This is a genomic window from Acinetobacter sp. AG3, assembly GCF_022343575.1.
In the GTDB taxonomy this organism is placed as follows: Bacteria; Pseudomonadota; Gammaproteobacteria; order Pseudomonadales; family Moraxellaceae; genus Acinetobacter; species Acinetobacter guillouiae.
Genome location: NZ_JAKQZD010000001.1, coordinates 2,065,375 through 2,078,262, shown reverse-complemented (window position 1 = coordinate 2,078,262; position 12,888 = coordinate 2,065,375). Strand labels below are relative to the sequence as shown.

The window sequence follows — 12,888 nt, the reverse complement described above, 5'->3', positions numbered from 1 at the left end:
TTAACAATCGTCTTAGTGATTCACTGAGTCATATCGGAACACATTCAAATCATCATATTCAATTTGTGGTGTGGTTCCAGAAATAATATCGGATAATAATTTTGCTGAACCACATGACATGGTCCAACCTAAGGTGCCATGCCCTGTATTGGTATATAGATTTTGATACCTTGTTTTACCAACAATCGGTGTGCCATCTGGCGTAGCTGGTCTTAAACCCGTCCAGAAATGTGCATCTGATATGTCACTTGCATTTGGAAATAATTGTTGTAAAACCATAAGCAAAGTGTCTTCACGGCTAGATTTTAAAGAGCGATCAAAACCATTAATTTCAGCCATCCCCCCTACACGAATTCGATCATCAAAACGGGTTAAGGCAATTTTATAAGACTCATCTAGAATTGTAGAAACCGGTGAAAGTGCCGGATCAACAATTTTGGTGGTGATCGAATAGCCTTTTAAAGGGTATACAGGTGCATCTATCTCTAATTGTTTGAGCATTTCATGACTATAACTGCCCAATGCCATGACATAAGCATCTCCCTTGATTTTGCTACCATCTTTCAAGTGAATCGCGGTAATCCGTTCAGCATCTTTTTCGATTGATTCAATTACCGTATTAAATAAAAAATTGACCCCTTGTTTGGCTGCAAGTTCTGCCAACTCTGTTGTAAATTTTTGGCAATCGCCTGTCTGGTCATTGGGTAAACGCAAACCACCAACAAAATCGACTGTTGCATGGGCTAAAGCAGGTTCTGCCTTGATAACCCCAGCTTTATCCAACAACTCAAATGGTACACCTTCATGTTTTAAAACTTCAGTATCTTTGCCTGCCACATCCAATTGATGTTGTTTACGAAAAAGTTGTAATGTGCCTAGTTGACGTTCATCAAAATGAATCTTGGTCTCTGCACGTAACTCATCCAAACAGTCACGGCTATATTCTGAAATTCGTACCATTCGCTCTTTATTGATCTGGTAGCGATTGATATTACATTCAGCCAACATGCGCACCATCCACTGATACTGATGCATATCGCCTGTTAGCTTAATTGCCAGTGGTGAATGTGGTTGAAACATCCATTTAAACGCTTTTAGTGGAATACCTGGCGCAGCCCAAGGTGATGCATAACCTGGAGAAATCTGCCCAGCATTGGCAAAACTGGTTTCTAAAGCCACATTGGGTTGTCGATCAATCACAGTGACTTCATGACCTGCTTGTTTTAGATAGTAGGCGGATGTTGTACCAATAACACCTGCCCCCATGATGATGATATGCATACTGAACCGAACCTTATACGAATTAATCGTCTTATAATAAAAATGATGTAGTTAGAGAAATAATTTATATAACTATTTTAATTTAGCACTTAGAACAGATTTAGCAATACCGATTTGATGTTGAAATGTCAGCTTTAATTCGATTTTAAATAGATAAATCATTAACAATATCACATGATTTTTAAACTATCAGGAAACTATATAAACGGTTTAATTTTAAGAAAAATATTTTTATTTATGTTTGATACCATCCTTCTCTTAAAAAAGAGAAGGAATAGCTTTAGATTGAGAAATTCTAAATTGCAAAGATTTTATTTATGCGTATGGATAGACATAACAATACCAAAACTCGCTAACAATGCAATTACGGCTGATCCGCCATAACTCATCAGCGGTAATGGATCGCCAGTTACAGGTAAAATCCCACTGACCATACCCGAGTTTACAAATACATAGAAAAACAAAGACAAACCAATCGTACCCGCCAATAAACGGCCATAGTTATGGAAGCTGCTTAAGCTAATGATCATACATCTAAAAATCATTGCGGTATAAAGTGCAAATAAGAAGAATACCCCAATAAAGCCAAATTCTTCTGCATAGGTCGACATAATAAAATCAGTATGATGTTCAGGTAAATAACCCAACTGAGACTGTGTTCCTTCTAAGAATCCACGCCCAGTCATTCCACCTGAACCAATCGCAATTTTAGATTGGATAATGTTCCATCCTGCCCCAAGCGCATCTGACTCAGGATCAAATAAGGTCATGATCCTTTTCTTTTGATAAGCTTGTAATACAAAAGTCCAAATTAAAGGAAAAGCCAGTGCCAATGCAGCTAAGGTCCCAATAATTAAAGTCCACGACATGCCACTTAAAAACAAAGCAAACACACCACCAATCACGATACCAATTGCCAAATCTGGCTGTAACAACGCCAATACGAAAGGCACCATCATGATGATCAAAGCAATTACAATATGTTTAAACTTAGGCGGCAACGGGTTACGTGCAAAATACCATGCCATCATCAATGGCATGGCGAACTTCATAAATTCGCTGGGTTGCATACTGCCAATCCCGGGAATAGTCAGCCAGCGCTTTGCGCCTAATCGAACATCACCAACCAATAAAACCAGAATCAACAACAAAATTGCAAACAAATAAAACCAAGGACTGATCGCTTGATATACTTTTGGTGGAATTTGTGCACAAATAAAAAGCAGAACAAAACCAACACCGAAACTCACGGCTTGTCGAATGACCATAGACATATCTTCAGAAGATGCGCTATAGACCATCAATAAACCCAAAATCGCATTGATAATTAAAAAGCCCAATAACCAAGGATCAAGGTGTAGTTTGTCCCACCTTGAAACTTTTTGATTAATACTTAAACCATCTCTGACTGATTGACGTAAAAACTTATACTGTGGCGATGGTGTCATGAATACAAATCTTAAACCTAGTTTAATCTGGTCAAATTATAGAGATAAATAACGGTTGAGAAAATCAATCAATGCATAATTATTTTTATTTTCGTTGTTTTATTGCTGCGATTGCAAAATTAACTTGGCTAACTCCAAATCGTCTGGATAGGTAATTTTAATATTATCAGAACGCCCCATGACCACTTTGACAGGTTCATTGATATATTCCAATGCACTCGCCTCGTCTGTAATGACAATATTATTCGCTAAAGCTGTTTCGATTGCCGTTTTAAGCTTTGAAAAGGTAGAAATTTGTGGTGTCTGTGCTTGCCATAATTGATCTCGACTGACTGTTTTATTGATATCTTGCTGATTTTCAACACACTTCAAAGTATCTCTTACAGGAATTGCAAGAATCGCACTACTGTTCAGGTTTATTGCGGTATCGACTAAATTTTCAAGACATTGTTGTGTCACACAAGGACGAGCAGCATCATGTACAAAAACCAAATCATCGGCTTGTGCAAATTGTTCTAAATAACGCAACGCATTTAAAACAGAATCAACACGTTCTGCACCACCCAAACAAAAATGACTCAAATGTTTATTTTTTAATGGCAATGTTTGCGCATAATGGTCTTGCTCACCAACAGCGAGTACATAACCCGCAAGCGGTAAATCGTTTAGACGCGCTATGGTATGCGCTAACACTGTTTGATTTTGGATGACTTGGTATTGTTTAAGTTCGGTTTTTGAAAAACGACGCCCTGAGCCAGCCGCAGGAACAATTGCCCAAATTTTACGGTTGTTCTGGCGCAGGTTCGTTGTCATCTTCATTGGTTCTTAAATCTACACTTGGATCGGTATAAATAGGTTTGTAATGGGTACTGATGGTACTCATCTGTACAAAAGTTTCATGTGGCTTGACTAGACCAAGGTCTAAACGTGCATGTTCTTCTATGGCTTCAGCACCATTTTTTAAATCATACACTTCAGCAGCAAGAATTCGGTTGCGTTCTTTTAACTCAGCATTGACTTCAGCTTGCTGTTCAATTTGCTGTAGTAAAGCTTGATGAGGGAAATGACCACCCTCACCGAACCAAAAGCGATATTGTAATACCACAACGATTAAAATCGCGAGTACTGCAATCACTTTACTTGAAGTTGTTTTAAAGACTTCTAACATGGATTTGCGTCTTGAGTAACAGCATTAAATTAAGATGCTAATATACATCAAATATTTTGTATGAAGAACACTAAACTATGCGAAAACTGCAAAACTAGAACAAAATAACTTTTCTTTCTTTATAAAAAATAAGTGGGTGATCAATAATCTACTTTGTAATTAAAAATCAAAAAATTATCTTTATGCTAAAAACTCACATATCGCGATATTATTTATTATAAATTTCCATTTTCAATAAACTAAGTTAATTAAATTCTTACCCTAAATTTTATTATCAATCAATTACATGATATTAAATTTCCCTTAAAACATACTATTCATGATTATTTTTTAGCGTATAAAAAAGCCATCCCCTATATCAAATAAAAGAATGGCTTTTTTTTAATTTAAATCAATAAAAGATATTAATTTAAACCTTTAAACTCAGCTTTACCGCGATAAGCAGCATGAGTCAATTCTTCAATACGAAGCAATTGGTTATATTTTGCAACACGGTCAGAACGGCAAAGTGAACCAGTCTTGATTTGACCCGCTGCTGTACCCACTGCAAGATCTGCAATTGTTGAATCTTCAGTTTCACCTGAACGGTGTGAAATCACAGTGCTATAACCATTCGCTTTAGCAAGATAGATTGCATCTAAAGTTTCAGACAAAGTACCGATTTGGTTGTATTTGATTAAGATAGAGTTACCTACTTTCTCATCAATACCACGTTGTAAAATCTTAGGGTTTGTAACGAACAAATCGTCACCGACCAATTGGATTTTATCACCAAGGATAGAAGTTAAATAGCTCCAACCTTCCCAATCAGACTCATCCAAACCATCTTCAATTGAGATAATTGGATATTGTTTAACAAGGCCAGCAAGATAGTCAGCAAATTGGTTGCTTGTGAATGCTTTGTTGCCTTCACCAGCAAGAATATATTGACCATTTTTGTAGAATTCCGAAGATGCACAATCAAGCGCAAGCATAATATCAGAACCTGCTTTATAACCAGTTGTTTCAATTGCAGAAAGAATAACAGTAATTGCTTCTTCATTTGAACGTAAGTTAGGTGCAAAACCACCTTCATCACCAACTGCAGTATTTAAACCTTGTTTTTTCAATACAGATTTTAAAGCATGGAAAATTTCAGCACCAGCACGTAAAGATTCAGCAAAAGATGTGAAACCTACAGGCTCAATCATGAATTCTTGAATATCAACAGTGTTGTCCGCATGTGCGCCACCGTTCAAGATGTTCATCATTGGAACAGGCATAGACAAAGTTGTTTGACCACGAAGATCTGCAATGTATTGGAACAATTCAGTTTTCTTCTCAACAGCAGCCGCACGTGCAGCCGCCAAAGATACAGCCAATGTTGCGTTTGCACCTAATTTTTCTTTGTTTTCAGTGCCATCAAGCGCAATCATTTTGTCATCAAGCGCTTTTTGTTCAAATACGTTTTGACCTTTTAATAAGTCTTTGATTTGACCATTTACGTTTTGAACTGCAGTGCGAACACCTTTACCTAAGTAACGTGATTGATCACCGTCACGAAGTTCTAAAGCTTCACGAGAACCAGTTGAAGCACCAGATGGTGCACATGCACGGCCAACAACGCCAGAGTCTAGGATTACGTCTGCTTCGATGGTTGGGTTACCACGAGAGTCCAAAATTTCACGTGCACGAATGTCAACGATTTGGCTCATGAATAATTCCTCAGTTGATTAAAAATAAGATGCTTTCTAAGCGCATCAATGTGTATCTAACTTTTTGAAACCTTTAACTAAGGTATCCAATTCTTTTAACTGTGCTAAAAATGGCTCAAGCTGTGACATACGTAATGCACAAGGACCATCACATTTTGCATTTTCAGGGTCTGGATGACTTTCTAAAAATAAACCTGCAAGCCCTGTTGCCATACCCGCACGTGCTAAGGTCGTGATTTGCGCACGACGACCACCTGCTGAATCAGCACGACCGCCTGGGGTTTGCAATGCATGCGTGACATCAAAAAATACCGGCACATTCATTTCTTTCATGATGTCGAAACCCAACATATCAACAACTAAGTTGTTATAGCCAAATGACGTACCACGTTCACACAAAATGAGCTTGTTATTACCCGCTTCTAAACATTTGTTTAGAATATGGCTCATTTCACGAGGAGAAAGGAATTGTGCTTTTTTGATGTTGATAATGGCTTGAGTTTTCGCCATTGCTTCAACCAAATCAGTCTGACGACTGAGAAATGCAGGAAGCTGGATAATGTCAGCAACTTCAGCGACAGCTGCAGCTTGGTGAGGTTCATGAACATCGGTAATAATCGGAACATTAAAATGCTTTTTAATGTCGCCTAACCATTCGATGCCTTTTTCCAAACCGGGGCCACGGAACGAATGTAAGCTTGAACGATTGGCTTTATCAAAACTGGCTTTAAATACATAAGGTATCTCTAAACGAGTACAGATATCGACATACGTTTCTGCAATTTCAAAAGCCAAGTCTTTCGACTCAAGTACGTTCATGCCGCCGAATAATACAAATGGCAAGTGATTTGCCATTTGTATATCGCCTAAACGTACAATTTCTTGTGGTTTTAATTGTGACATTTAAACTTCCTAGTTTAAGTTCTTACATACTTACTTGCTGTTTTGGTGCTGCTTTTTAGCGGCATCGATAAAACTAGCAAATAATGGATGTCCATCACGTGGTGAACTTGTAAATTCCGGGTGGAATTGTACAGCAATAAACCAAGGATGTTCAGGAATTTCTACAGTTTCAACAAGATGTTGCGCTGTAGAATAACCCGAAATTTTCATACCTGCCTGTTCAATTGCAGGAATAAAGCGATCATTCATTTCATAACGGTGACGATGACGTTCAGTAATTTCCGCTTTACCATAAACTTCACGTGTTTTAGTGCCTTCAACCAATTCTGATTTTTGTGCACCTAAACGCATTGTGCCACCAAGGTTTGACTCAGTACTACGATGCTGGATTTCACCACGTTCATCTAACCATTCAGTAATTAAACCAATCAATGGAAATTTTGTTGAACGATTAAACTCTGTAGAAGTCGCTTCTGGCATAGCAGCAACATGACGAGCAAATTCAATCACGGCCAATTGCATACCTAAACAAATACCCAAGAAAGGTACTTTGTTTTCACGGGCATATTGAATCGCCTGCATTTTGCCTTCAGTACCACGTTCACCAAAACCGCCAGGAACCAAGATTGCATCGATACCTTTTAATACTTCAGCTGGATTTTGGCTTTCAAGCTCTTCAGCATTGATATAGTCAATTTGAACTTTGACACGATTTTGAATACCCGCATGTAAAAGTGCTTCATTGACAGACTTATATGCATCTGGCAATTCAACATATTTACCCACCATCGCTACACGAACTGTGTACTCTGGATTCAATAATGCTTCAACCACATGATCCCAATCCGAAAGATCGGCTTCAGGCAAGCTGTCATAACCAAAACGTTCACAGATTAAATCATCAACGTTTTGTTCATAGAATGTACGTGGGATTTGATAAATTGAACGTGCATCTTTACACACCACAACGGCACGCGCTTCAACGTTTGTAAAGAGTGCAATTTTACGGGTGGTATCTGCGTCAACATCATGTTCAGTACGACAAATCAGAATGTCTGGTTGAATACCAATCGACAATAATTCTTTAACAGAATGTTGAGTTGGTTTGGTTTTAAGTTCAGCAGCAGACTTGATATAAGGTAATAAAGTCAAATGCATCAACATGGTACGTTTATGACCAAGCTCAACCATCAACTGACGTACAGATTCCATGAATGGGAGAGATTCAATGTCACCTACTGTGCCACCGATTTCCACAATGGCAACGTCATAACCTTCGCCTGCGCGAAGAACACGTTCTTTAATATTATCCGTAATATGTGGAATAACTTGTACTGTACCGCCGAGATAATCACCACGACGTTCTTTATTTAAAACGTCTTGATAAACACGACCTGAAGTAAAGTTATTTAATTTGGTCATTTTGGCACGACGTAAGAAACGCTCGTAATAACCCAAATCTAAGTCAGTTTCAGCACCATCTTCTGTGACAAATACTTCACCGTGCTGGAATGGGCTCATAGTCCCAGGATCGACATTAATGTATGGATCCATTTTGACCATGGTTACTTTTAAACCACGGGCTTCTAAAAGTGCAGCAACTGAAGCAGCTGAAATACCTTTACCTAGTGATGATACAACACCACCAGTTACGAATATAAAATGGGTCATTAAGTTTCTCGTACAATGGAGCCTAAATTGGCCTACAATGTTGTGCGATTTTACTTTACCTTGTACCAAGAAAGCAAAGTCAATTCACATCAATTCATAGAACAATAAACAATTGGCTATTCTATCAGCATTTCCAATAAAAAATTAGCACTTGATAAGGTGATTTTTAAATATCATTTTGCTGTTATACTAAGTAACATCTCTTTAATACGTTTTGTTTTGAGTCATTATGAATAAGAAATTTTTAATTTGTGGTGCAATTGCGACAGCGCTTTTGGTATCTGCTTGTGTAAAAAAAGAAGAGCCTAAAGAAGCTGAGCCAGAGAAAGTTGAAACTGCTCAACCTGCGACTTCTGAACCGACACAGTTTGAAAGCTTACCAAGTGTTGAGCAGAATAATGCACAACAAGTCGAAATTCCGGCACATGTAGAAGTTGAACGCACAGAAACAGCAAATACAAGCACTGAAATTCGCCGTGAAGCAACGCATGAAGCCCATGCAACTATGCCAAGTGCACAAGCGGAAAATAAACCTGCTGCGACTGAGGCGAAGCCTGCAAAAGCAGAGTCAGTAAAAACTGAAACTGCACAAACCAAAACACCAGCACCAAAAGCAAGCTCTGGTTCAGCACAATCTGAAGATGATGCTGTTGCCGCTGCCATCGCTGCTGCTACACCAGCTTTGAAAAACTAAGATTTTGCATCGCTAAAAAAAGGGAAATGATAATTTCCCTTTTTTTATAACTCCGTATAAGTATTCAGTTGCATATGCCATATGAAACTGAATTTCTTATGATAAGTCATGAATGAGTTTAATTGTACCTGTAGCTTTTAAAAACTAAGCCGCATGTTGTTTTGGCTGAACCATATTATGAACAGCAAGTACATCTGCTAAAATTTCATCTGAAAGTAATCCCTCAGCTTTGATCAAAGCCAAGACACTCTGCCCAGATTCATTTGCCATCTTTGCAATTCGTGTAGTGGTTTCATAACCTAAATATGGGTTTAACACCGTAATGATACCAATTGAGTTATCCACTAAATGCTGACAATGCGCTGCATTGGCACGGATATTTTGGATGCATTTTTCATTCAGCATTTGCATCGCTTTGCCTAATAACTCAATAGATTCAAATAGTTTAAGCGCAATTAACGGTTCAAACGCATTTAATTGTAGTTGACCACCTTCTGCAGCCAAAGTAATTGCTAAATCATTTGCAATAATTTGATAGCACGCCAAATTCATCGCTTCAGGAATCACTGGATTTACTTTTCCTGGCATGATTGAACTACCAGGCTGACGTGGTTCCAATTGTATCTCACCTATACCAGTACGCGGTCCACTCGATAACAAACGTAAATCATTAGAGATTTTAGACAACTTTGTTGCAGTACGTTTGAGTAAACTTGATAAAAGTACAAAGTCACCCATATCTGTAGTCGCTTCAATCAAATCAGGCGAGCTTGAAATGTTTTTACCAGTAATTTCTGATAAAGCTTGAATGGCATTTAAGCGATACTCAACCTCGGTATTAATCCCTGTACCGATTGCTGTCCCACCTAAATTAATCACACTGAGTGAGTCGGGCATAATATGATTTAACTTTTGCAAATCATTTTGTAAGGTATGCGCAAAAGCACTAAATTCTTGCCCTAATGTCATCGGTACCGCATCTTGTAACTGAGTACGTCCCATTTTCAAGATATCAGAGAACTCTTCAGCTTTGCGACCTAGGCTTTCAATTAGTTTTTGAAACGGAATATTGAGATGATCCAATGCAAATAATAGACCTATTTTTATTGCACTTGGATATACATCATTGGTCGATTGAGACATATTTACATCGTTATTGGGATGTAGATATTGATATTCGCCTTTTGCATGACCAAGAAATTCTAATCCAATGTTTGCAATAACTTCATTTGCATTCATATTTGTAGAAGTTCCTGCCCCACCCTGAATCATATCAATAGGGAATTGATTATGGTATGAACCATTTATTAATTGCTGACATGAATGTTGAATCGCTTTATATTTATTTTCTTCAATTTTATTTAATTTAAAATTAGCCTCTACACAAGCAGACTTCACCATAGCAAGCGCTTGAATAAAAATAGGAAAATGACTTAATTTATGTGCACTTAGGTTAAAGTTCTCAACCGCTCTTAATGTTTGTACACCGTAATAGCAATGAAATGGGACTTCTTTCATTCCCAATAAATCTTTCTCAGTTCTCGTTTTAATTTCAATGTTCATTTGCAATGTAACTCTACGAAGATAATCAATTCATCTTAGGTGAAACAATCTAAACTTGACCAATGTAAAAAAATATATCTGTATGCATTTTTTGCATATCACTTGTTATACTTTGCTTGAGTTAAATATTTATTGGTGATTGAACATGACGCTTGAAATTCGGTGGATAGAGGATCTTCTTGCATTAGACCAAGAGAAATCCATTTCTAAAGCTGCAGCTATACGTCATGTCACTCAATCGGCTTTTACACGTAGAATACAAAATATTGAAGAGTCGTTAGGGTTTCAAATTTTAAAGCGTTATAGTAAAAATATTGATTTTACAGATGCTGGTCAAGTCTTGCTCTCAACAGCAAAAAACATTCAGAATCAAATGGATACAACAATAAAGTATTTAGAAAAAAACATTAAAGATAATGAACTCTCAATTAAATTTGCAGTATCCCATTCTCTCATCACGCAGTTTTTTCCAAAATTTATTCAAAAACTATACTCAGACTATAATGATCTAAAGTTGGAAATTATTGCTGCAAATCTGCAACAAGGGATACATTTATTAAAAGAAGGTTCTTGTGATTTTCTCATTTGTTATTGTGATCAACTCACTTTACAACAATTGGATCTCACACTTTTTACCTATCATAAAATTGTAAATATGCAAATTGTACCTGTTACAGCCAGTAAAAATGGATTACCAAAATACCAACTCAACCAAACCTTCCCCCTTTTGGCCTATAGTAAACAAGCCTATCTGAGAAAATGTGTAGATAAAATTATAGAAAGTAAACTCAATTACCGAACGTTATATGAAACAGATAATGCCAGTGACTTAAAAGCGTTGGCTTTACAAGGCTTAGGTGTAGCTTGGCTACCTCGCTTACTGATTGAAGAAGAAATAAATTAAAATAAATTAAAAATACTTGATGGTTATAGTTTCTTTCAAGATATTTATATCGTTCGTAGCAATATTATTTACTCGCAAAAGATAAATTTTGTTTGGAATTATTTAGCGTTTAAATAGGTCTTTATTTTAAACAAAGATCTTTATTACTTCAAAAAATGATCATGTAACGAGAATCTATTGATATTGAAAAGTGCTTTCTCCCACTGGACGAAGGCTAGGATGAGGGGGATTTTATGTTGGTCTGTGTTTTAAAATGGACTTATAAAAGAAGTCTAATATTTATCTTAACCTAGCAACATAGGATCAATAAAACACCCAGTTGAAAAATTAAAACTGACAAATCAAATGATAATAGTTTGATCTGTCAATTTTTTAATTTAAAGAGATATTTATTGATACTGCGTATCATCATGAATACTGTCTTAAAAAATCAGCCATTAAACGCGAAGCCCAAGATTTGGTATTAAGACCTTCATAAAAACCACAATGACTGCCCTTTTTGGTCGTCACCACCACAACATTGTCCATATTTTGAATGGTTTCTTTAAATGGCTCTAAATTCTTTATTGAACATACAGGATCATCTTCTGAGTTTAGAATCATTAATGGAATTTTAACATTTTCAAATACATAAATTGGATTTGTGGCTTTTGAATAGCTTTCATAATCTGAAAAACCAGCCATTTCAAAATATTCAGTTTGAAACTCTTGTAGAGTTTTCGTTTGTAGAACATTTTGTACAGAATGTAATGGTGTCCAGGTTTGCTCATAAGGCTTAATAAATGCCTTAAACAATTTTTTGGTCATGACTTTGGTGTAGAAAGGATGGACATTTTGAAATCCAAGCTCAGTATCATAACCAGGGCACATGGCAAAAGCAGCTTTAAAAGGTGTATCTAGGCCTTGTTCACCAAGATAACGCACAAGTAGGCCTGTACCAGCGGAAGAACCTACTGCATAAAGATCAGATTGTGGGAATGTGTTTTGAATCGAAGCCAATTGCTCTTTTAAATCAGAAGTTGAACCAAAAATCGACATTAAAGGAACAGGCATAGGTAAGCCTGCATGCCCACGGCGTAGACATAATGCAATACGCCATCCCGTATATTCATGGAGATCTTTGACCAATTCACGCATACTGTCAGGTGTGCCTGTAATCGTATGCATAATCACGATGGTGGGAGTTTCTTGTGGTAAATCGTAGCCATACCATGCAATTGCCGTAACACCACCATCTTGCATGGTCAGCTGATCAATTCGATCATAGTCCAGCTTAACGGATTTTTTCTTAATTAAATCAAAATATAACAGATGGGCATGGGTATTGCTGAGCCATGGTGTAGGACGATATTTATCCTGTAGTTGAGGCAGTTTCTTGATAATCTCAGACATTTTCCCTTGCTGATTAAAATACAGCTTTGGTAATTCAGCACCTGTCACTTGATCCAATAAATCTTGGCTAATCTCAGTAAACTTATGTAATACAGACATTTTCCACCTCAACTCTTTTATCACTCATCATCATTTTAAAAATTAAGAAATTTTTCACGCTTAATTTTATT

The 12,888-nt window shown here is 37.0% G+C and carries 10 protein-coding genes and 1 pseudogene; 2 read left to right on the top strand and 9 right to left on the bottom strand.

Annotated elements, in window-relative coordinates; translation table 11 throughout:
* Positions 1 to 12: 12 nt before the first annotated feature.
* From L3V46_RS09580 to L3V46_RS09550, 7 genes are all read right to left on the bottom strand, one after another.
* Positions 13 to 1,281, bottom strand: a complete 1,269-nt coding sequence (locus tag L3V46_RS09580) for a D-amino acid dehydrogenase (protein ID WP_004719943.1) — start codon at positions 1,279 to 1,281, stop codon at positions 13 to 15.
* Between the two features lie 311 nt (positions 1,282 to 1,592).
* The gene (gene rodA / locus L3V46_RS09575) at positions 1,593 to 2,729 is read right to left on the bottom strand and encodes a rod shape-determining protein RodA (protein ID WP_004821848.1); all 1,137 of its coding nucleotides are present in this window, start codon (positions 2,727 to 2,729) and stop codon (positions 1,593 to 1,595) included.
* Between the two features lie 99 nt (positions 2,730 to 2,828).
* Positions 2,829 to 3,548 carry a 2-C-methyl-D-erythritol 4-phosphate cytidylyltransferase gene (ispD, locus tag L3V46_RS09570; RefSeq protein WP_034615302.1) on the bottom strand — a complete coding sequence of 240 codons (720 nt, stop codon included), beginning with the start codon at positions 3,546 to 3,548 and terminating at the stop codon, positions 2,829 to 2,831.
* Entirely contained in the window at positions 3,511 to 3,897 is a 387-nt protein-coding gene (gene ftsB, locus L3V46_RS09565) for a cell division protein FtsB (RefSeq protein WP_004719933.1), read from the bottom strand. Before ftsB ends, ispD begins: the two co-directional genes overlap by 38 nt.
* A 404-nt stretch (positions 3,898 to 4,301) precedes the next feature.
* Positions 4,302 to 5,591 (bottom strand): phosphopyruvate hydratase, encoded by a 1,290-nt coding sequence (gene eno / locus L3V46_RS09560; RefSeq protein ID WP_004719930.1) that lies wholly within the window; start codon positions 5,589 to 5,591, stop codon positions 4,302 to 4,304.
* 45 nt (positions 5,592 to 5,636) lie between these two features.
* The gene (kdsA, locus tag L3V46_RS09555; RefSeq protein ID WP_004719923.1) at positions 5,637 to 6,494 is read right to left on the bottom strand and encodes a 3-deoxy-8-phosphooctulonate synthase; all 858 of its coding nucleotides are present in this window, start codon (positions 6,492 to 6,494) and stop codon (positions 5,637 to 5,639) included.
* Positions 6,495 to 6,524: 30 nt separating this feature from the next.
* Entirely contained in the window at positions 6,525 to 8,165 is a 1,641-nt protein-coding gene (locus L3V46_RS09550; protein ID WP_004719920.1) for a CTP synthase, read from the bottom strand.
* Positions 8,166 to 8,394: 229 nt separating this feature from the next.
* Here L3V46_RS09550 and L3V46_RS09545 point away from each other — a divergent pair, with 229 nt between their 5' ends.
* Positions 8,395 to 8,859 (top strand): internalin, encoded by a 465-nt coding sequence (locus L3V46_RS09545; protein ID WP_096734258.1) that lies wholly within the window; start codon positions 8,395 to 8,397, stop codon positions 8,857 to 8,859.
* Positions 8,860 to 9,003: 144 nt separating this feature from the next.
* On the opposite strand, the gene L3V46_RS09540 is transcribed toward L3V46_RS09545, so the two are convergent.
* Positions 9,004 to 10,422, bottom strand: coding sequence for an aspartate ammonia-lyase (locus L3V46_RS09540; protein ID WP_239045529.1), 1,419 nt, complete (start codon positions 10,420 to 10,422; stop codon positions 9,004 to 9,006).
* A 145-nt stretch (positions 10,423 to 10,567) separates the two neighbouring features.
* Here L3V46_RS09540 and L3V46_RS09535 point away from each other — a divergent pair.
* Positions 10,568 to 11,443: pseudogene (locus L3V46_RS09535) on the top strand (LysR substrate-binding domain-containing protein).
* Positions 11,444 to 11,734: 291 nt separating this feature from the next.
* Here L3V46_RS09535 and L3V46_RS09530 read toward each other — a convergent pair.
* Positions 11,735 to 12,817 (bottom strand): alpha/beta fold hydrolase, encoded by a 1,083-nt coding sequence (locus tag L3V46_RS09530; RefSeq protein ID WP_004821858.1) that lies wholly within the window; start codon positions 12,815 to 12,817, stop codon positions 11,735 to 11,737.
* Positions 12,818 to 12,888 lie beyond the last annotated feature (71 nt).